General features: G+C 44.7%; 20 protein-coding genes and 1 riboswitch. Of the genes, 5 read left to right on the top strand and 15 right to left on the bottom strand.

The annotated features are described in order from the left end of the window. Nucleotides 1-60: 60 nt before the first annotated feature. Together mobB and glp are read right to left on the bottom strand one after the other, a co-directional pair. Entirely contained in the window at nt 61-603 is a 543-nt protein-coding gene (gene mobB / locus MHB71_RS07495) for a molybdopterin-guanine dinucleotide biosynthesis protein B (protein ID WP_340029195.1), read from the bottom strand. Nucleotides 604-609: 6 nt separating this feature from the next. Continuing rightward, entirely contained in the window at nt 610-1899 is a 1290-nt protein-coding gene (gene glp, locus MHB71_RS07490; RefSeq protein ID WP_340030137.1) for a gephyrin-like molybdotransferase Glp, read from the bottom strand. Nucleotides 1900-2099: 200 nt separating this feature from the next. Between glp and MHB71_RS07485 the strand changes: the two genes are divergently transcribed. Further along, complete coding sequence (locus tag MHB71_RS07485) at nt 2100-2390, top strand: HNH endonuclease (protein WP_340029194.1); 291 nt, start codon at nt 2100-2102, stop codon at nt 2388-2390. Nucleotides 2391-2502: 112 nt separating this feature from the next. On the opposite strand, the gene MHB71_RS07480 is transcribed toward MHB71_RS07485, so the two are convergent. From MHB71_RS07480 to MHB71_RS07460, 5 genes are all read right to left on the bottom strand, one after another. After that, entirely contained in the window at nt 2503-3243 is a 741-nt protein-coding gene (locus MHB71_RS07480; protein WP_017688102.1) for a DUF4247 domain-containing protein, read from the bottom strand. A gap of 11 nt (nt 3244-3254) precedes the next feature. Next, nucleotides 3255-3761: a DUF4178 domain-containing protein gene (locus MHB71_RS07475; protein ID WP_076210134.1), complete on the bottom strand. Its 507-nt coding sequence runs from the start codon at nt 3759-3761 to the stop codon at nt 3255-3257. A 23-nt stretch (nt 3762-3784) separates the two neighbouring features. Next, a complete protein-coding gene (locus tag MHB71_RS07470) occupies nt 3785-4186 on the bottom strand; it encodes a DUF350 domain-containing protein (RefSeq protein WP_036613690.1) in 402 nt (133 codons plus the stop codon). Nucleotides 4187-4281: 95 nt separating this feature from the next. Continuing rightward, nucleotides 4282-4953 carry a PspA/IM30 family protein gene (locus MHB71_RS07465; protein ID WP_339193702.1) on the bottom strand — a complete coding sequence of 224 codons (672 nt, stop codon included), beginning with the start codon at nt 4951-4953 and terminating at the stop codon, nt 4282-4284. A gap of 111 nt (nt 4954-5064) precedes the next feature. Continuing rightward, nucleotides 5065-5406: a hypothetical protein gene (locus MHB71_RS07460; protein ID WP_051447323.1), complete on the bottom strand. Its 342-nt coding sequence runs from the start codon at nt 5404-5406 to the stop codon at nt 5065-5067. 153 nt (nt 5407-5559) lie between these two features. On the opposite strand from MHB71_RS07460, the gene MHB71_RS07455 reads away from it, so the two are divergent. Beyond that, nucleotides 5560-6351, top strand: coding sequence for a polysaccharide deacetylase family protein (locus MHB71_RS07455; RefSeq protein WP_340029193.1), 792 nt, complete (start codon nt 5560-5562; stop codon nt 6349-6351). A 107-nt stretch (nt 6352-6458) separates the two neighbouring features. On the opposite strand, the gene MHB71_RS07450 is transcribed toward MHB71_RS07455, so the two are convergent. From MHB71_RS07450 to MHB71_RS07440, 3 genes are all read right to left on the bottom strand, one after another. Then, nucleotides 6459-7133 carry a 3D domain-containing protein gene (locus MHB71_RS07450; RefSeq protein ID WP_076250262.1) on the bottom strand — a complete coding sequence of 225 codons (675 nt, stop codon included), beginning with the start codon at nt 7131-7133 and terminating at the stop codon, nt 6459-6461. Nucleotides 7134-7135: 2 nt separating this feature from the next. Next, a riboswitch (cyclic di-AMP (ydaO/yuaA leader) is annotated at nt 7136-7331 on the bottom strand. 218 nt (nt 7332-7549) lie between these two features. After that, complete coding sequence (locus MHB71_RS07445) at nt 7550-8272, bottom strand: amino acid ABC transporter ATP-binding protein (RefSeq protein WP_036613682.1); 723 nt, start codon at nt 8270-8272, stop codon at nt 7550-7552. Beyond that, the gene (locus MHB71_RS07440) at nt 8259-9722 is read right to left on the bottom strand and encodes an ABC transporter substrate-binding protein/permease (protein WP_083669604.1); all 1464 of its coding nucleotides are present in this window, start codon (nt 9720-9722) and stop codon (nt 8259-8261) included. Before MHB71_RS07440 ends, MHB71_RS07445 begins: the two co-directional genes overlap by 14 nt. A 183-nt stretch (nt 9723-9905) precedes the next feature. Between MHB71_RS07440 and MHB71_RS07435 the strand changes: the two genes are divergently transcribed. Beyond that, on the top strand, nt 9906-11081 hold the full coding sequence (locus tag MHB71_RS07435) for a M20 family metallopeptidase (RefSeq protein WP_340029192.1): 1176 nt from the start codon (nt 9906-9908) through the stop codon (nt 11079-11081). A gap of 267 nt (nt 11082-11348) precedes the next feature. Then, nucleotides 11349-13115 (top strand): alpha-glycosidase, encoded by a 1767-nt coding sequence (locus tag MHB71_RS07430; protein WP_340029191.1) that lies wholly within the window; start codon nt 11349-11351, stop codon nt 13113-13115. Between the two features lie 142 nt (nt 13116-13257). Here the strand turns inward: MHB71_RS07430 and glgA are convergent, their stop codons facing one another. Together glgA and glgB are read right to left on the bottom strand one after the other, a co-directional pair. Further along, entirely contained in the window at nt 13258-14700 is a 1443-nt protein-coding gene (glgA, locus tag MHB71_RS07425) for a glycogen synthase GlgA (protein WP_340029190.1), read from the bottom strand. After that, on the bottom strand, nt 14697-16703 hold the full coding sequence (glgB, locus tag MHB71_RS07420) for a 1,4-alpha-glucan branching protein GlgB (RefSeq protein ID WP_100527401.1): 2007 nt from the start codon (nt 16701-16703) through the stop codon (nt 14697-14699). Before glgB ends, glgA begins: the two co-directional genes overlap by 4 nt. Before the next feature lie 193 nt (nt 16704-16896). Here glgB and MHB71_RS07415 point away from each other — a divergent pair, with 193 nt between their 5' ends. Beyond that, nucleotides 16897-18123 (top strand): glucose-1-phosphate adenylyltransferase, encoded by a 1227-nt coding sequence (locus MHB71_RS07415; RefSeq protein ID WP_100527400.1) that lies wholly within the window; start codon nt 16897-16899, stop codon nt 18121-18123. A 115-nt stretch (nt 18124-18238) separates the two neighbouring features. Here the strand turns inward: MHB71_RS07415 and MHB71_RS07410 are convergent, their stop codons facing one another. The 3 genes from MHB71_RS07410 to MHB71_RS07400 are packed head-to-tail and all read right to left on the bottom strand — an operon-like array spanning nt 18239 to nt 21754. Next, a complete protein-coding gene (locus MHB71_RS07410; protein WP_340029189.1) occupies nt 18239-19747 on the bottom strand; it encodes a HAMP domain-containing sensor histidine kinase in 1509 nt (502 codons plus the stop codon). Continuing rightward, nucleotides 19744-20442, bottom strand: coding sequence for a response regulator transcription factor (locus MHB71_RS07405; RefSeq protein WP_017688086.1), 699 nt, complete (start codon nt 20440-20442; stop codon nt 19744-19746). The genes MHB71_RS07410 and MHB71_RS07405 overlap by 4 nt, the downstream gene beginning before the upstream one ends. Continuing rightward, the gene (locus MHB71_RS07400) at nt 20435-21754 is read right to left on the bottom strand and encodes a hypothetical protein (RefSeq protein ID WP_143781232.1); all 1320 of its coding nucleotides are present in this window, start codon (nt 21752-21754) and stop codon (nt 20435-20437) included. Before MHB71_RS07400 ends, MHB71_RS07405 begins: the two co-directional genes overlap by 8 nt. Nucleotides 21755-21760: the final 6 nt, after the last annotated feature.

The raw sequence follows: 21760 nt of genomic DNA, 5'->3' as shown, positions 1-21760 counted from the left end.
TCACAGTACATTCAATCATGTTCACATACCATAATATCCTACTTATTGACGTTTCTACCATTAGACTTCACCTTTCTGCCTACACTCGCTCTCAACCATCGCTAACAACGCTTTGGCTATATCCTTCGTTTCATGAACCGAATACCATGTATCTCTGCTTCGCTCTATAAACTGCTCTGAAGGTAACCATGAGATTATACCTACTACCCCTTCAAGCTGATCAACCAAGGTCAGATCTTTCTCTTCTCGAACCATCACGAATTTAGGATAAGAAGCATCCTTGAATCCTTCAACAACAATCCAATCATAACCGGACAGATGAATTAACATATCCTCCAGCTTGGTTGACTGTCGCTCCATAATCGCAGTACGTTTCTCTGAAATAACAACCACCGCCGAGGCCCCAGCCTCTCCAAATCGATACGAATCCGTTCCTTCTTGATCCATCTCAAAATGGTCATGTCCATCATGCTTAATTGCCGCTACTTTAAGTCCCATAGAAGAAAAGTGCCCGATCAGCGCGGCTGTCAGGGTTGTCTTACCCGTGTTTTTGTATCCAACAATCTGTATGATATGTGGTTTTGTATCACTCATTGTAGTCATCTACCACTACCTCACATGACCTGAGGGCAGTTTGAGAATGCGTACCTGCTCACCCGCAGGAATACCTTTTTTCTCAGGTGGAACAACAATCAGGCAATCACTGTCCTTAATGGTTATCATCACGCTGGATTCATCTACACGGGCAGCAGCCGGTATCGCGTACACCATCCCGTTGCGGATCTCTGTGCGTCCACGTACGAACCGTGTAAAATTATTAACTTTGGTGTACTCTTCTTCCAAGATCGCAGTCCATTCTTCCATATAAGGATGAGCATCCGCCTGCATGGAACGAATGGTTGGACGAACAAACAGACCAAAACCTACAAAACAAGCCCCCGGGTTACCGGAAAGTGCAAAAAGCAATTTATCTTTATATATAGCAGCTGTGGTCACACTGCCTGGTCGCATCGTCACTTTGTTAAACAACATCTCCACATGTTCTTCCAGCACAAGTTCACCCATAATATCATAATCCCCGACGGATACACCGCCTGTGGTCACTACGATATCATTATCTTGAATGGCTTCTTCCAGTTTGGCCCTTGCCGTATTCACATCGTCTGCAATAGAACCGTACATCACAGGCTCTCCACCTGCCTCAACAACCAGAGAGCGCAGCATGTAACTGTTGCTGTTCCGAATCCGACCTGGTTGTAATGGCTCATCTACATCAAGCAATTCCGTGCCGGTTGCGAATATCGCCACCTTTGGACGTTGAAATACGGAAACTTCTGCTATGCCAAAAGTAGCTAACACGGACTGTTCTCCTGCCCTGATGATCGTTCCTGCTTCGAGCAATTGCTGTCCCTCTTGGACTTCCAGTCCGATTGGGGTGATGTTAGCACCCGACAATATGTGCCGTTTCAATGCAATCCACTGTTCTCCGTCCTCTACCTTGCTCTCAGTCATCTCCATCATGACCACCGCATCCGCACCTTCCGGAACCTGTGCACCGGTCATGATGCGAGCCGTTGTACCTGAAACAATGGTGTGATCCGAAGTGTAGCCGCAAGGAACTTCATCAATGACTCGAAACCAAACTTGATGATCACTCGATGCATCTATAGTATCTGTACTGATAATCGCGAATCCATCCATACCCGATCTCCGGAAGAATGGATACGGATGGGGTGCCTGAATCGTCTCTGCAAGTGTGCGGCCATGAGCAGATTCAAGATGAACTTTCTCTATGGAGCCTACAGTAACTCTTGCAGCTATTTTAGCTTGGGCATCCGGTACCTGTACAGCTGTACGATTGAATTTGGCAGTTGTCATATCATGTGAATGTGAGTTCATTTTCAAAAGTATTCTTACCTCCTAAAGACTATCATCCTTTAAGAAAGTGTAGCCCGAATACTGTAAGATAACAAGTACATCACTTATTGAATCCTCTGACAAAATCTTATTTCTTACAGGTGTAACATTCCTTGACCTTTGTTCAACATGAAAGGCATCTTGTCTGCCCATAATATAATTGACAAAGGGAGGCGATGATCATGAGTAAACGATGTGAATTATGCGGAAGAGAACCTGTGAATACGACCGTTCATCATCTGACACCCAAAGAAATGGGCGGAACATTTCTGCCAACGGCCAACCTGTGTATCCCCTGTCACAAACAGATTCATTCGCTATACACCAATCGCGACATTGTAACCCTTGGTCTCACGGATCTGCAATCCTTGAGACAAGCTGAACGAATGATTCCATTTATCCGCTGGATTCGCAAGCAGCCTGCTACAACGATTCCCCGCGTACGCAAGTCCAATCATGTTCGCAAATCGTAAACCAAAAAGAACAGTTCCAAGGTCATATGCCGGCGAGGTGAATCCGCCTTCCCTTGTCACTGTTCTTAAATGAACTATGCGATTGACAGCCATCCTTATGATTAGATGTTTATTATCTTCGCCTCTTAATTCGGCCGCCGCCCACTCTGGTTTTTGGTTTTTTATAGGATTTCTTAGGTGAATCAAACAACCCACCACTGCTCTTGTTGCGATCAATGGTTCCCTTGCTCTGATCCTTGTTGCGGTTGAATAATCCTCCGCCAGATCCCACGCTTGAATCTTTATCGCTTCCGCGCCTTGTAATCGTACCTTTCCGATCAACAGTAATAGGTGGAGCAAGCTTCTTGTCATTACTTGTTGGTGCACGATAAGATCCTGCACTCGGTTTATACGTATCTTTATTGGTATATCCTCGATAGTTGCCATAACCTCGCCCGCCAAAAGAATCGAACAGATTACCAATTAATGTAGCGGTGAGGTAACCTTGTAAAAAAGATGAATCGTAGTTCTGCCGAACATATTCCTTGGAGTCCACCTCAACCAAGGTATCCTCGGGCTTGTTCGGATCTTGTTGCAGGTGATAATACTCGTCCTGATACACGAGGAACATACGCTCTGTGTTCTCTGCCGAGATCTGATCCGGTTGCCGCTGGTCAGACAATTCCTGAGCCACTTCCGGAACGGTACGGTCCGAAGCCCGGTACACATAGGACGTTGAGTTACCACTGCCGTTAACCGATTCAAGCGGATAGGTGTCCTGAACAGAAGGTGCTGCTCCGCACGCGGACAACAGAGACATCACAAGGCTGAGTACCAGCATTAATTTTAATCCATGTGCCAAGCGTTTTTTCATTGGAACCTCTCCTAGCTCGAACGAATCACTTTGATATCCGCAGGAAGAATGGACTCACCCTCATACAGTGTAAATCTTCTGTCTTGCCACTCCACCCGAAGAAGCATATTATCATCCGACTGATACTGCCATACCAATTGTTCTCCAGCCTGGCCATATGGAGTTCTACCTGCAGTTGATACCATGCCTCCATACTCTTCCTCCAGATGAAATGCGCGTCCATCCAGGTCCAGCAATGTAGGCACCTCATCAGGCGCATCAAGCCTGCCATCAATTGGTGTATATAGGGCGTAACGTGTGAGTTCCCGTTCTTCGATATGCAAATATCGAAATGCGGTACCATCTTGTAGCGTGAGCACAACTGCATTTCGAGCACGATTTTGTACCCGACCAACGACTTCATAAGTGACCAGAGAAACCTCACAGATATCACCAGGTGCAAGCTGAAGCATCGTTTTCTCTGCCTGCGGTGGTTCAGGTTTCGTTAGTATTCCTTTAATTCGTTTCCATACACTCATGAGAATTACTCCTGTTCCTTATCTTATAAACAAGCTGCAATAATCAGTGCGCCCACGATATGTAAAGCGCCAGAGAACAACCCGTATCCTGTCTTCCCTTGCTGAATTCCCGTATCCAGATCCAGATTGGCCCATTTGCGAATCATAAAGTGTACAACACTCTCCAGAATCAACAAAATGATAAAGGATACAACGGAGACCAGCAGTGCTTCTCCCAGGTGACCGGCCGTAGAAATGGACGTAGCGAGTACATATCCTTGTGCAAATAATTTCATAACCATACGTGTCGTAACGGCCATATTGCCGGCCTTAACTTCAGCAAAATCCTTATATTTCGTGAACAGTGAATCAACATACATCAGGACAAACAGCAAAACCGAACCAGATCCGGTCCAGACCAGCATCGCCAAAATGTTCAAATCCATTTACACAGCCCCCACATATCAACATGAACCGCATTTAAAAGCGAAGGAGAAATACTCTTCTCCTCCGCTGGTTAACCTTGCTGACAACCAAGGTATTAGTTCTTATTATCGTACTGTTTCATCAATGCTGCGAGTTCGTCTTCAACAGCCTGATCTTTACCCAACTTCTCGAACTCATCATCCAAAGACTTGCCTTTGGAAGACATTTCGTTACTTGCTTCGGCCTGTGCTTCCATCTGCATCATTTTCTCTTCCATACGCTTCATACCAGCACTTGCAGTATCAGAGCCAAACCCATTCAACGCTTTGTTGATTTCCGTTTGGGCTTTTGCTGCATTATAACGGGCTACCAGTGTTTCACGTTTGTTCTTCATTTGAGTCAACTGCTTACGCATCTCGTCGAGCTTGCCACGCAGGTTATCTGCAGAAGCCTTGTTTTGGTCATAGCTGGTTTTGTACTCAGCCATCTTCTCTTCAGCAGCCTTTTTCTCTTCCAGGGCACGTCGAGCCAAATCCAGATTCTGAGCACGTGCCGCCGTATGCGCCTGCTCTTCACGTTTCTTCACAAGAGCTTCCTGCTCTTCGAATAACTGCTTGAATTTCTTCTCAATGGCGATCTGTTGAGCTACTGCTTTCTCCGCATCTTCCAGATCCTCTTGCATGTCACGGATATATTGGTCCGTCATCTTGATTGGATCTTCCGCCTTGTCAATAATGGCGTTGATGTTAGACATAGTTAGATCACGCAAACGTTTGAAAATGGACATTATGTTATTCCTCCTAGTCGATATTACATCGTATATAAACATACATACGTAACAATCTACAACTCGTTTCAATTTTAGCAAATAAAATCAAAACATTCGATGGCTCTTATGTTAGGAAGATCGTTTATCTTTGTTCAGATGATCCTCCATCAACCTCTCTGCAGTCTGCACGATTTCGTCGATCTGCATCCGCGTGATGGAATCAAAATGGATACCCATGATCACCGTAACGGTTACTTTCAGCTGCAAGGCAGCCTTTCGGGCAAGCCGCTCACACAGCTCTTGTTCTTTATGCCCAGGAATATGTACTGTCGTCCCGCTTACGCGCTCATGATCCACATAGAACGTGGCTACGGCGCCAATGTGCGCCTTTCCTCCGGTAACGAGAAAAACCTTATCTTCTCCTGCTTCAATAACCTGTAAACGTATGGATTTCAAATCATATGTACTCATACCCATCCACCTATCCTTTTCTATATGTTATATATGGAGGAATTATGGCTGTCATGAGCTAAATCGGCAATGAAACTTCTCACACTGCGCATATTTTATGGAGCCCCCGGGCATACCAAGGAGAACGTCATTTTGAAAAAGGAGGCCGATATTATGCGCGTACGCCTCATTATGCTGATGGTTATCGTTATTTTTCTCGGAGGATATCATGCTCCAGTTTCAGCGCGGGATGTTTCAAGCCCGCCAAGTGAATCCGTATCAGGTTCGGATTCTGCGGAAGAAGAACAACTGACATTGGGACAGTTACGTCAAAAATATGCCGATACGTTCAAAACCAATGGTCCTTCAACCAAGAAGGTTGCACTGACTTTCGATGATGTACCTGATCCACGGTTTACTCCACAAGTACTGGATGTATTGAAGAAGTACAATGTCAGAGCTACATTCTTCATCGTGGGTAGTCGTGCAGAGAAACATCCGGATCTGGTGAAACGCATCGTTAAGGAAGGGCATATGGTTGGTAATCACAGCTACAATCATCCTGAATTCAGTAAGCTGTCGATGAATGCCTTTCGCAAACAAATTTTACATACCGGGGATATTATTCGACGTTTGGCGGGTTATACGCCCAAGATGATTCGGCCACCTTATGGAGACATTAATGAAGAACAGCTGAGATGGGCTGCCAAACAACACTATAGCATTGTGAACTGGAACGTAGACTCCCTGGACTGGAAAGGCCTTTCAAAGGAACAGGTGAAAGATAACATCCTGTCTGCCGTGAAACCTGGCTCCATCGTTCTGCAACATGCTGGAGGAGGTGTAGGATCAAATCTTAACGGCACAATTGAGGCTTTGCCTGAAATCATTGAGGAACTACGTAATCGGGGATATGAACTGGTCACCTTGGACGAAATGCTGGGATTGCCAAAGGCCAAAGATTAAGATGACCGTGATAGAAATAAATGAGAATATTAAAAGGGTGCTGTTCAATCGCGAATTAGCGACTGGCAGACACCCTATTTGAATTCATTTTAAATGTTATTTTCTCTCTACTTCAGAATGTACAGCTCGATATCCTGAAAACCAAATGAGCTTACAGACTGTTTGCTACCCGGGATAAAGATATCAATCCGGTGACCTTTGATTGCACCGCCCACATCACGTGCTGTGGCTACAAAAGCTTGTTTTGGCAATCCTGGATGGCTGTGACCAGTTACCAGTACTTTAGTTCCAAGTGGAATCACACTTGGATCAACTGCAATCGTACCCAGTTCAAGGTCATTCCCGAAATAATCGACTGCACCCCAGCCTCCATTTTCAGACGGATCTGCAGAGTATGCCGTTGCTTTTACGTTCACAGCTTTGCTGTAATCGAATGTCTTACCCCAGGCTTGAACCACTTTGTTATCTGCGTTAACGTCCAAACTTGCTGTGGTAACCGTTTTGGCTGGGGTCTTGCTCTCCGTTGCCGCAGCGGCTGCAACATTGTTTGCCTTACCGGGAATCGTAATTTTCAAACCACCATAAATGTTGTAAGCCGAAATGTCGTTGTTTGCTTTAACCAACGTGTTGAGTGCTACTCCATATTGTTTTGATAAGGTGTAGAAGGTATCCCCTTCTTTGGCCACATGAACTGAATCGGCGTGAGCCGGAACGGCTTGAATGAGCATTGCTGTTGTCATTAATGCTACTGCTGTTTTGGCTATACGTTTCTTGTTAATCATGGTCTTCCTCCCTCATTATGCCTGCGAAGTTAGTTGTCGGATTCGGATGAGGAGCCACCCTATAGGTTCTTCGTTACATTTGAAACGTTATGTACCCCTAATTCACCCCAAGCAGTGTGCTGTAGATCTTCCCCCTGCACAATCTGCATCGTTACATCCCCCGCACTCCCTGTCCGGAAGTTTCGGCAGAGTTCAATATATCACAATTTTGTAACCTGAACTTGTAGTAATTCTTACCAAATGGTTTTTAGCATGTAAGCATTTGTAAGAATACTGGTTAATTCAGAAAATTTGGTTGACCCGATTCCTTTATATTTGGTAACAGAATAGTTACTTTTCCGAATGCTTACGCGATTATTATCCATAAAAAATAGCGTTACCGACTCGAAGTCAGTAACGCTATTTAATCACATCGTTTAGAGTACTTTGGCAAGAAAATCACGTGTACGTGAATTTTTTGGAGCTCCAAACACCTCATCAGGTGTTCCCTCTTCCACAATAACCCCGCCATCCATGAACAGGATTCGGTCTCCCACTTCACGTGCAAAACCCATCTCATGGGTTACGATGACCATTGTCATCCCGCCTTCTGCAAGACGTTTCATGACATCCAACACTTCACCGACCATTTCGGGGTCCAGTGCCGACGTAGGCTCGTCAAACAGCATCACATGCGGCTGCATGGCCAATGCTCTAGCAATGGCGATCCGCTGCTTCTGTCCACCAGACAGCTGATTCGGGAATGTATCTTTTTTATCGTACAAGCCCACGGTGTTAAGCAGATCAGCGGCGATTTTCTCCGCTTCCTGAGTGGATTGTTTCTTCACTTTAATTGGAGCAATCGTAATGTTTTGCTCTACCGTTTTGTGTGGGAACAGGTTGAAGTGCTGGAACACCATGCCCATTTTCTCACGAGTTGCGTTAATGTTATGCTTGGGGTCCGTGATTGACACGCCTTCAAAATCAATCTCTCCTGAGGTAGGCTGTTCCAGCAGATTCAGACAACGCAAGAAAGTACTTTTACCTGAACCGGAAGGACCGATGACCACGACAACCTCACCTTTGCCAATCGTCACGTTAATGCCCTTAAGCACATCGTTATTTCCATAAGATTTGTGTAATTGTCTAACGTCTATCACTTGCACTCAACTTCCTTTCCAGTCGTCCCAGCAGCTTGGACAAAATGAACGTCATTACAAAGTAGATGGCTGCTGCAATCAAAAATGGACTCAAGCCTTGGTACGTAATGTTCTTGACTACACTTGCCTGATACATAATATCCACCATACCGATAACTGAGATAATGGAGGATTCTTTGATGATAGTTATGAATTCATTACCGATCGCTGGTAATACAGCTTTGAAGGCTTGTGGCAATATGATATAACGCATCGCGGCGCCTCTTCCCATACCTAATGAACGCGCTGCCTCCAACTGACCACGATCCACACCTTGGATACCTGCACGGAAAATCTCCGCCAGATAGGCACCACTATTGATTGAAAGTGTAATGATACCTGCCTGAAGTGCAGTGAAGTTAATGCCAAAGCTCAGGGAAAAACCATAGTAAATAATCATCAACTGTACCAACATCGGTGTGCCACGGATCACTTCAACGTAAGCCGTACCGATCCAGCGCAAGATTGCAGCGTCATGCAAACGGAACAAACAGATGATCAATCCAATAATTACCCCGAAGATAACCCCAAGTGCAGACAACAGAAGTGTGTATCCTACACCTGTAGCATAGAAACTTTTGTACTCCCAGAATACTTGGAAAATATTTTGTGATTTGTTCGCTTTATCCGCCATCAAGAGGCTGGCGTCCGTCACCATCTGATTGATTTTATCTTCACTTTTCAGTCGCTCCAGTGTTCCATTTACTGCAGCTAGCAGCTCGGTATTACCTTTACGAATCCCGATTGCCGCTTCTGCTTGCTCTTCGTCTGGAACAGCAGCAGCAAGCCCAATGATATCGTCCAGATAACCTGCAGCAACGGTATCTTCAACGATTGCCGCGTCAATGCGTTTTGTTTGCAGTTGAAGCACGATATCCGAGATTTTATCCAGCGCAGTAAGCTTCGCTCCTGGAATACTCTGTCCGATCGTTTCCTGAATGGAGCCTTTCTGCACGCCAATCTTCGCATTTTCAAGTTCTGCCATGTTTGGATATTTGTCTTTATCCACATTGCGAACCATAATCACTTGTTTTGATTTATAATAAGTGTCGGAAAAATCGATACTTTTCTTCCGTTCATCCGTCGGCGTCATACCTGAAACCACCAGATCAACACGCCCGCTCTGCAATGAAGGCAGAAGACCGTCGAAGCCCATATCCTCAATCACAAGCTCAGCGCCAAGATCTTTGGCAATCTCTTTGGCGATCTCAATATCGAAGCCAACGATTTCATCTTTGCCATTAATCACTTTATGGAATTCATATGGTGCAAAATCGGCACTTGTACCGAGCACCAGCTTTTTACTGCTTGAATTATCTGTAGTTCCACTTGCAAGTGCCACAGGAACGGCAGTCGTCAGCAGAATAACAAAGGTCAACAGCATCATGGTGTAACGACTTATTAATTTCAACCTTTTTCTCTCCCCTTACAATACTTTGTATGCTTCTCATGTTGATGACTGAGTCATTATAAAGTACAATGCATGATTATGCAATGCATTTTGACATTACAAATCTTGACTTGTTTCTGAAAAAATGAAGCAAACATGATATAATCAATGAATTATTTTCATTTTTGCATAAGGAGTTTACTAATGACAGCTTACAAATCACAAATTCTGACGGTTATTGATCAATATGCTTCCCGTTTTAAAGCCATTTCATCATATATCGGTGCCAACCCCGAACTGGGAAATGAAGAGTATCTCGCTTCTGCCCGTTTGAAAGAAGAACTGCTCTTCCAAGGTTTCACTGTAGAGGCTCCAATCCTCGGTCTGGAGACAGCCTTTATCGGAACCTATTCGGCCGCCAAACCCGGCCCTACCATTGCTTTATTGTGCGAATATGACGCCTTGCCGGAGATCGGTCACGCTTGTGGTCACCATCTGATCTGTATGATGAGTCTTGGGGCCGCTGTTGGGCTGAAATCTATTCTGGATAAAGTAGGTGGAACGATTAAAGTATTTGGTACACCCGCAGAAGAGACACGTGGTGCCAAAGTTCCGATGGCGGAAGCAGGTTTGTTCGATGACTGTGATGTTGCCCTTATGGCGCATCCGTATTATGCCTACGAAAAGTCAGGCAGCTCGCTGGCGATTGACGCTGTGCAATTTGAATTCCATGGCCGATCTTCACATGCTGCTGCAAGTCCGCACGAAGGTATTAATGCTCTTGATGCCGTCATTCAAACGTTCAACGGGATTAATGCATTCCGTCAACAAGTGAAAAGCACCGTTCGGATTCATGGTGTGATCAACAACGGAGGTCAGGCAGCAAATATCATTCCTGACTATGCTTCTGCGCAATTTTATGTACGGGCAGCAACTCGTAAAGAACTGAATATCCTCACAGAACGTGTGATTCAGATCGCTGAAGGTTCTGCTCTCCAGACAGGATGCAAGCTGGTGACATCCAACTATGAAACGTCCTATGACGAGATGGTTACCAATGAAGCATTCTCAGCTGCGTTTAGTCAAAATCTGATGGAACTTGGGATCCCGCAAGAAGAGATTGTGAGTGGTAATGATCACGGCTCTATGGACATCGGTAATGTTTCCCTGAAATGTCCTGCAATTCATCCCTACATTCGTGTTGTAGACGAGGTGCATACACTGCACTCCATAGCCTTCCGTGACCTTGCACTTCAGGAGCGTGCGCTGGATGGCATGATTCTGGGAGCCAAGGCACTTGCAACAACAGCCTATGACGTACTGAGCCAGCCAGAGCTGCTTCAAACCATCCGCACGGAGTTCGAGCAAGCTATTCGCTAAAATTCACTTTCAACATGTTATATAGGGGTGCCCTGAACAATCTTGAATTCCAAGCTGTTCAGGGCACCCTTTTTTCTAAATTAGCTGTAAGTATATTCAGCACAAAGCTGGAAATGCTGTGAAAGAAACCTTTGAAAACGATGAAAATAATACATTTTATTACAGTAAATGCGATTCATTTGCTGGCTAACTTGGTTAATTATAACTATAAGCGCGTGTTCTAAAGACTGGTTTTCATAACTTATCCTATATTCAGGAGGTGCTGTCATGCTGCTCGAAGCCATGTATCATGTTCCTCGTGACAAGTGGGCTTATGCCTATAATTCGTCTACCATACATCTGCGCGTACGAACCAAACGTAATGATGTGCAATACGTGACTGCACTGACCGGAGATAAGTACGATTGGAATGGAACATACAAGGAAATTCAATTGGAGAAGGCTGCTTCGGATAACATGTTTGATTATTGGGAGGCGGCCGTCAAGCCACAATTCAAACGTCTCACTTATATATTTCGGATAACTGCCGGTTCAGAAGATGTTTTTCTTGCGGATAACGGAATTCATTATGAGACCCCCTATCCAACTGGAGGATATTATGAGTTCTCGTATATACATGAAATTGATGTGTTTAAGGTGCCCGAGTGGGCCAAAGAAGCCGTCTTTTATCAGATCATGACGGAACGGTTTGCTAATGGAGACCCCAAGCTGAATCCAATAGAAACGCATGACTGGGGTGGCAAACCTGAGTTAGACAATTATTTTGGTGGAGATCTGCAAGGTGTGCTGGATCATCTGTATGACTTAACTGAACTTGGCGTGAACGCCATTTACTTTACCCCGTTATTCCAGGCCAATTCCTACCACAAATACGACACAATTGATTATAAAAAAGTCGACCCCCATTTCGGTGATAATGCCCTGCTTAAACAATTGACAGAAGAATGTCATCGCCTGGGTATACGTGTCATGCTTGACGCGGTGTTTAACCATTGCAGCGAAGACTTCCCTCCTTTTCAAGACGTTCTCCAGAATGGGAAAAACTCTAAGTATGCCGATTGGTTCCACATCAATGAATATCCGGTTCAGATCAAGGATGGTATACCAACCTACGATACATTTGGTTTCTATGGCAACATGCCCAAGTTCAATACAGCCAACCCTGAGGTTAAGGCATATCTACTGGATGTAGCTGAGTACTGGATCAAGGAAATTAAGCTGGATGGGTGGCGTCTGGATGTAGCAAATGAGGTGGACAACCACTTCTGGCGTGATTTTCGCAAGGTCGTTAAGGCAGCGAACCCTGAAGCCTATATTGTTGGTGAAGTATGGAGCGACTCCTTGACCTGGCTTATGGGAGATCAATTCGATTCCGTCATGAATTATCCATTTGCCGACAAAGTGCTTCAGTTCTTCTGTGGTTCAATGGATGGTTATAACTTTGCCAACGAGATGGGTTCACTGATTATGCGCTATCCGCAACAAACCAACGAAGTGATCTTTAATATGCTGTGCAGCCACGATACCCCACGACTGCTCACCCGGTTAGGAGAAGACAAACGACGATTAAAATTGTCGGTAGTATTTCTTTTCACCTATATCGGTACACCTTGTATCTTCTACGGCGACGAAGTTGGGATTAGTGGTGATGCTGACCCGGATTGTCGAAAATGTATGGAATGGGACCCGGCCAAGCAAGACAGAGAATTGTATGATTTCTATCGTCTGATGATTGATTTACGCAAAAGTAATGAAGCCCTGCGCAAAGGACGCTTCCGATTCCTCAAGGCTGATCACAATGATCCCTGTATCGTCTACGAGCGTGTGGATGACAACCTTCACTTTACCGTATGGATGAACAATACACCTCAAGATCGAACGCTTTCTCATCCCATGGAAACAAAAGACTGGAAAGATGCATTAACTGAAGAGCCTGTGTTTCCAGCCGATGGAATGATGAACATTAAGCTTGACCCCTATGGGTATCGCATTTTGTACAGACAGCTTGATCCGGCAACTATCCAACACAACTGAGGTTTAAATTCTAAACAGTCATATAAAAGAAAAGAAAAACACTTCCACCGTCTCAGATGATACTTCATTCTGAACTTTGGAAGTGTTTTTTTGGATGAGAAAAAGCCACAGCATCATATGCTGTGACTCATTCAAGACTACATCAATTTACAGGGTCAAGTGTGATCCGACGATAAATATCCATATATTCTTCAGCTGAGACATTCCAGCTGTATTCTCCGCCCATTGCATTTTTCACAATTTTCTTCCAGTGTTCTGGCTGTTTGTAGATCTCCTCAGCACGCCGAATGGTACTCATCATGTCATGTGCGTTAAAGCTTGTGAATGAGAAACCATTCCCTTCTCCAGTAAACTCATTGTATGCCTGCACAGTGTCGTTCAGACCGCCTGTTTCCCTTACGAGAGGCACACTACCGTACCGCAGAGCCAGTAACTGACTAATACCACACGGTTCGAATCTGGACGGCATCAGGAAGATATCACTGCCTGCATAAAACCGACGGGATAATCCGTCGTTGAACTTGATCTGTGCAGACATTTTAAGTGGATAACGATTCGCGGCTTCACGGAACCAATGTTCATAGGACTGCTCCCCTGTTCCAAGTACAGCGAATTGAATATCATCATAATACAACAATTCATCCAGGATACGGCAGACCAAGTCAAGTCCTTTGGAATCCACAAGCCTTGTGACCATGACCATAAGAGGTACATCAGGACGAACAGGAAGTCCAAGTTCCTTTTGCAGCTCAATTTTGTTTTCCGTTTTCTTGGACAGACTTGTTCTGTATTTCACCGGGATCTTGGTGTCTGTAGCCGGGTTGTAGCTCTTGGTATCAATGCCATTTACAATCCCGCTGAATCGATCTCCAAGTGAACTAAGCAGTCCGTCCAGACCGTATCCGTAATAAGATGTTTTCACTTCCTGTGCGTAAGTTGGACTAACGGTTGTTACATGGTCAGCGTAGACAATTCCAGCCTTCAGGAAGTTGACATTACCGTAATACTCGGCTCCATCCACGGTGAAATATCGATCGTCCAGCTCAAGGATATCACTGAATAACTGATGCGGGAATACCCCTTGATACAACAAGTTATGTATGGTGAATACCGTACGAATATCACTGTAGAATGGATCGTGTCTGTAGTGTGCTTCAAGCACCAAAGGAATCATTCCTGCATGCCAGTCATGACTGTGCAACACGTCAGGCTTGAACTCAATCTGTGGCAACACTTCGAGAACTGCACGGTTGAAGAAGGCGAAACGCTCGCCATCATCCATATAACCGTACACTCCATCACGCCCAAAATAATACTCATTATCCACAAAATAAACTGGAATTCCATCATGAACCAGCATTTCTATTCCACAATAGGGTCTGCGCCAGCCAAGAGGCACATCCGTTGTAATTACGGGCTGTAACGCGTCTTTATACTCATCGGGAATCCCCTTGTACTTAGGCATAATCACCCGCACATCTGCCCCGCTCTTCTTCAATGCAAACGGGAGAGCACCGATTACGTCAGCAAGGCCTCCTGTTTTGATAAATGGATGTACTTCAGCAGCAGCAAATAGAATATTCATGCCTTTGTCCTCCTCTTCGGTTTGAGCGTGTTGCTTTCATTTTTATTCTTCGTTTTTGAACTGACGGAAGTTATACTCGCAGGTGATTCATCCGTTTTCCGACGTGTGTTCTTTTTTAGAATCACGATGCTAAGCGGAGGTAATACCAATTCGAGACTATGCGGATGCCCATGAAAAGGAATCTTTTCGGTAGGCAGTTGCATATCATTAGTAATGCCTGAACCGCCGTAAACGGAATGGTCACTGTTCAGAACTTCGGTATACATACCGGGACGCATGACACCAATCCGGTAACGCTCCCGCTTGACCGGCTGAAAGTTAATGAGCACAAGGAGTGTATCCGCAGGTTTTTTTCCTTTGCGTACGTATGAAATGACACTCTGGTCCTGATCATCCGGAGTGATCCATTCATAACCGTCCAAGGAATGATCAAGCTCCCACAAAGCTTTTTCGCTCAAGTACAGGTTAGACAGCTCACGCTCAAACTTATGCAAATTGCGGTGACTGTCATAATCCAGCAAGAACCAATCCAGTTGATCCTCATCTTTCCATTCGATGAACTGGCCAAAGTCTCCACCCATAAACAACAGCTTTTTCCCTGGGAAAGTCATAAAATAGCCCAGAAAAGCACGCATGCCGGCAAATTTCTGCTCATAGGTTCCTGGCATCTTGTCGAGGAGTGACTTTTTGCCATGAACAACCTCGTCATGTGACAGAGGTAGCACATAATTTTCAGCAAAGGAGTATACGACCGGGAAAGTCAGCAAATGATGTTTGGAAGGACGCTCATGAAAATCAGATTCCATGTAATCAAGCGTATCGTTCATCCAGCCCATGTTCCATTTGTAGTTGAAACCCAGACCACCTTCATCTACAGGTAAAGTCACCATTGGCCATGCACTGGATTCTTCAGCCATCATCAATGCATAAGGGAAATATTTGAACACTGTCTCATTCAGCTGCTGCAAAAAGGCCACAGCTTCCTTGTTCTCAAGACCACCTTCATCATTGGTACGATATTGTCCTGGCTGCTTCTCAAAATCAAGCCGAAGCATACTCGTAACCGCATCAACACGGAGTCCGTCAAAATGATACATCTCCATCCAATATAAAGCATTGGAGATCAGAAATGAACGAATCTCAGGTTTCGAATAGTCAAAGCTAAGTGTGCCCCAGCCTGGCTTCTCTGCTAACATCGGATCTGCATACTCATACAAAGGCGTACCATCAAACATACGCAACCCATGAGCGTCTTTGGCAAAATGTGCAGGTACCCAATCCAGCAATACGCCAATCCCTGCCTGATGTAGTGTATCCACTAGATACATCAGATCTTTTGGATGCCCATAACGACTGGTTGGCGCATAAAACCCTGTGTTTTGGTAGCCCCACGAAAGGTCATATGGATGCTCACTGAGGGGCATCATTTCAACATGTGTATATTTCATTTCTAATAAGTAAGGAACAAGCAAATCAGCCATCTCGCGATAACTATAGAGGCTTCCGTCTTCTTTGCGCTTCCAGGTTCCCATGTGCATTTCGTAAATATGTAGAGGTTTGTTATACATGGCACGTTGTTTGCGTCTCCAGGCTCCATCATTCCATTTATACCCTTCGATTGAACTGGTGACAGAGGCTGTCTGAGGTCGAACCTCTGCTTGAAACGCATATGGGTCCGCTTTGAGCAATTCTGTTCCATCTTCCGTTAATATACGGAACTTGTATAAAGTTCCTTCGCTAATTTCCGGAAAAAAACGACTCCAAAATCCTGATTCGGGTATCTTATATAAAGGTTCCTTTTCGCCTTTCCATTCATTGCGGTCCAGAGCCAGTCCTACTTCTACGGCATTTGGTGCCCACACGGTAAAGCGATACCCCCGAAGGCCATCGCAAGTCTCAGGCTGCGCGCCCAACATTCGATAACTGTGATGAAGGTTACCTTCATGAAATAAATAAATATGCTCCGGCAATATGTCCGGGTGTGCTAACGGTTGAATGGCCAAGAGATCACCTTCTTCTCAAGAAAATAGATATAACAGTAACCATTACCCCAGTCTAGCCAAGTTGAAAAGAAAAATGCGGTGGTTTAGAAAATGTTGTCTTTTTTCTGAATTTTTACAGTAACAATCGTTTCATCTGCTCTACTTTGCGTTAATGATGTACTACAATGCACAATATTTTGGGAGGGAAACGATTATGTTTAATAAAGATTGCATCGCTATGCTGTTGGCGGGAGGAGAAGGGAAGCGATTAGCCCCTTTAACCTCGAGTATCGCAAAACCCGCTGTACCGTTTGGCGGGCACTACCGGATCATCGATTTTCCTCTCAGTAACTGCGTAAACTCAGGGATCGATACTGTAGGAGTATTGACGCAGTACCAAGCGGAATCTTTACACGATCACATCGGTGGAGGAGAACCATGGGGACATGGCAACTCAAGTGAGGCAGGAATCTCCTTGCTTCCATCTTATCATACAGGAAATGACGAATACTTGGGAACGGCGGATGCTATTTATAAAAATATCGACTATATTGATCAACAAAACCCCGAAAATGTTCTAATTTTGTCGGGTGACCATATTTATCATATGAATTATCGCGATATGTTGGAGGCTCATCAAGCCAATAATGCCGCAGCAACGATTTCAGTTATGGAAGTTCCATGGGATGAAGCACATCGCTTTGGGATCATGGCTGCCGATGCTGATTTGCGTGTAACCGAGTTTGCCGAGAAACCGGCTGAACCAAAAAGTAATCTGGCTTCAATGGGCATTTACATGTTCAAATGGGATTATCTGAAACGCCATCTCTTGCAAGATGCCGCTAACCCTGAATCCAGTCATGACTTCGGTAAAGATGTGATTCCTCAAATGTTGAACGAAAATAATCCCCTCTTTGTCTATAACTTTAATGGTTATTGGAAAGACGTAGGTACGGTTAAGAGCCTTTGGGATGCACATATGGATCTGTTACACAACGAGGAAGACTGGAGTCTGCAAAAAGAAAACTGGCCGATGTTTACTCGCGACTGGCGCTCCAAACCAAGTGCTTACAAAGCAAGACATACAAAGATCGAACATGTTACTTCCATGATTCACGATTCTTGTGCAATCGAAGGTCGTTCGGAACGTTCCGTTATCTTCTGCGGTGCAGAAGTGGGTAAAGGCTCTGAAGTTAAAGACAGTGTTGTTATGCCTAACGCACGCATAGGCCGTGGGGTTCACATCGAACGTGCCATCATCGGTGAAGGTGCAATAATCAAGGACGGTGCAATCGTTAAAGGTACAGCAGATGAAATTGTGGTCGTTGGACCTAACGAGATCGTCTCTGCCAAACCGGCTGTCCGTACGCAACCTGTTCGTATGTTGAAAGAAGTATATGAGAAAAGTGGACGCCTGCGCACTGGCGAACTTTCTTCATAAGAATATGCAAAAAAGGTGAGCCTTGGATGGCTCACCTTTTTTTTGTGTTGATATGGAAGTTATAAAGCGTACATGCTCGATCATCAGGTAGAAAAATCGCTTATCTTTTAAAACCTTAAGACTTTTCTAGATCTGACTTTGTATCGCTAGCATCACTAGCTGTTCGCTCATCTGTGACTTCAGCATCACCAGACGCGGTTACAGATTCTTCTGGACCCATCTCCTCAGACACAGCCGGTAATGTAACCGTAACGGTTGTCCCCGATCCGAGTTCACTTTGCATCGTGATCGTTCCCTCATGCAGTTCTACCAGTTCTTGCGTAATCGCAAGACCCAGCCCCGTTCCCCCATTTTGATGATTCACCTGGAAGAAACGGTCCCGTACTTTAATTAAATGTTCTTCACTAATTCCGATACCGGTGTCCTGAACAGCTGCAATGATCTGACCATTCTCCTCTTTGACCGACAAGAAGATCCAGGAATTCTCATGTGAAAATTTGATCGCATTATCCACAACATTCAGGAAGACTTGTTTCAGTCTGTTACCGTCTCCATGGACATTATAAGCACGAGTCTCGTCCGTTTCCAACTTGAGATGGACCTGTTTTTGTTCCGCTTTGGCCCAGACATTCAACATCGTTTCCTGTACAATTTCACGAATGTTGACGGTTCCTTTGACCAGCTTCATCTGATTCTGCTGCAATTTGGAGAAATCCAGCATCTCTTCAACAAGTCCAATCAGTCGTTCGGTTTCCTTGGAGATAATACCCATACCGATACGGGTTTCTTCCGGATCATAACCGCCTGAATCCAGTGTCTCGCTCCAGCCTTTGATACTGGTCAAAGGTGTTCTTAATTCATGTGAGATCGAAGAGATAAAATCATCTTTGATCTGATTACTGCGCACGATTTCATGTGCCATGAAGTTAAGTGTTGATGCCAATTCGCCCAGTTCGTGCTTATAATTCCCCTTAACCCTGACATCCAGCCGTCCTCTAGCCATTTGGGCAGATACTGCGGTGATGTTGTTAATTGGACGTACAATGGAATTTGCCATACCAATACTGATGATCAACACTATAGCAAGCACGCCAACACCGACGGCAGCGGCGAGTAGTCCCATATTCAACAGCTTTGAATTCACATCTTCAAGTGATGTCAGATATCGAATAACATAAGTATTTTCGCCGCCCAGATCAAACTTGTGTGAAACGGCCATGACGGATTCTCCAGTACCCGGTTGTCTTCCAATCCAGCGTCCCATATCCCCATTCAGAGCCTGCATAATATCACTGGTTTGCAGCACAGCACGGTCAGATTCAAAAGCAGTCGAACTCGCCAATACGCGCCCGTTCAGATCCAAAATTTCCAATTCAGTATTGGACAATGCCAAGTTCACAAGGAGTCTAGACAGATTATTGCCATCCTCCGTAGTATTCTCACGAGCGATCGGCTCGAAAAAGTCCTTTGAATTAGAAATGTGGGTACTAATCGTATTGTAGATACTCTCATAATAATACCTTTGAACTGCCAACATAAATACGAATTCGACCAACAGCAGAGCGAGAAAAACTACAAAGAAATAATGTAGTACGATCTGCCGAGTAATGCCTTTTTTAATCATTGCTCCCGGCCCTTCCATTTGTACCCGTGACCCCATACTGTCTGCAGGTATTCGGGCTCGGAAGGATTGTTCTCAATTTTCTGACGCAGACGACGAATGTTGACATCCACAATTTTGGGATCACCCATGTACTCTTTTCCCCATACGTGATCTAACAAAACATCGCGGCTGAGCGGTGTATTTTCTTTTTCCAGGAAAAACTGAATCAAGGAAAACTCCGTTGGAGTCAACTCAATGGCTTCATTCTGTTTTTTGAATTGCTTGGAGATCAGGTCCAGTGAAAATGGCCCGGACTGGAACGTAACCTTTGCCGCAGTTTCCCGATGCACGTTCACGCGGCGTAACAATGACTGAATACGTGCAATTAACTCTGTTGGGCTGAAAGGCTTGCTGACGTGATCATCTGCACCAACGGAGAGTGCGTACACTTTATCCTGTTCCTGAACTTTCGCGGTCAGAAAGATGATGCCCAGACGTTCATTGGTTTCACGGATCCGTCGACACACCTCGAATCCATCAATACCTGGTACCATGACATCCAGCAGAGCCAGATCAATATCCGGTACTGTCTGCAGTATGCGAAGCGCTTCATGACCGTCACCCGCTTCAAGCACTTCGAATCCGTTTCTCTTTAAATTAATCACTATAAAACTGCGGATGGATTCTTCATCCTCAAGAATAAGTACTTTACTCATTAAGTTCTCCCTTTCTATTCAGCTGAGAAGTATTACTCAGTGCATCTTTACCCGCCTCTGATTGTGCTACCCGTGAAGCAATAACCCGATCTTTGGTACGCGTAATTTCCTTCCAGCTTTTACCCTTCTCCTGTTCCCACTTGGAAAGGGTGAAATATTTGATCTCTGCTACGGTTTCGTCCGTATCAATCATTTTAAATCGAATATATTTTTCCTTCTCCGATTTGGTGTCAATAGTAATCTTACCGTACCACTCTGGCTTGAGATTTAGATGGAATAAATCAGCATCATCTCGGAATTGGAATGAGACAAATTTCTTGCTATCTTTGCCATCCCACTGATAATAGGTGTAAAACCACAACCGAGAGTCAAATACGTAATGCTCCCAACCTTTTGGAGTCTCTTTGAGCCCAAACTCAATAATACCATCATTATCAACATCACCGCTTAAAATTTTGTCATCTCTATACGTTTGATCCGGTGATTTGAAAGCATTGACTAACTTGTTATCTTTAACATACATAATTTGCGAGAAGGAACTCCGATCATCCAGCTCGGCATCCAGTACAATGCCCATCTGTCCTTTGGCAATCTCTCCGCCCAGAGCATTATAAACTTCTTTAACGGTATAATCGGTCTGCACCCGATCAACTTCCTTGAAGCTGCCATCTTCGTACTGGTATAACGCAATCGTTGCAAAACCGCTGTTGTTCAGCGAAATGATAACAAAATCACTTTTACCATCTCCGCTCAAATCCAGCGTGTTCCCCTGCGCATCATCAATGATATATTGATTATACGGAACTCCACCCAAGACCTGCTCCAGTGCCCCGCCCTTGTAGGAATATGCAGTCAGGGCTTTCTGCTCCTGCAGGCTTACACCAAGAATAATATCCGGATTTCCGTCATTCGTAATATCCAATACTTTAAAGGATTGCAACTCATTTCCCGGCACATCAAATGTAAGTTTTTTAACCCATGTGCCTCCCTGCTCTTCCAAAATCATGCCATGGATTCGCACATTCTCATTTGGTGTCTCATAAAAAACAATCGCTTCCCGAGTTCCATCCCCATTCAGGTCTTCCACCCGAATCATGCTGGTATTATTCATATCCTTGGGACGAATCAATGTACTCTCTGGCGGCAGTTTAACCTGAACCACGTTGTACAGTTTCTCCTTATCGGTGGACATCATTGGTTTTCTCATCAAACCCTTGGGGTCACTTATAACTGTGCATCCGCTTAGAACAGAACCAAGCATAATCGCCATAGTTCCTGCTGCTACAAAGCGTCCCCACCGTGAATTAAACAATCTCAT

The organism is Paenibacillus sp. FSL H7-0940, assembly GCF_037979415.1.
In the GTDB taxonomy this organism is placed as follows: domain Bacteria; phylum Bacillota; class Bacilli; order Paenibacillales; family Paenibacillaceae; genus Paenibacillus; species Paenibacillus amylolyticus.
Note: the sequence above shows the minus strand (reverse complement) of the source record. Positions and strands in the feature narration are given on the sequence as shown.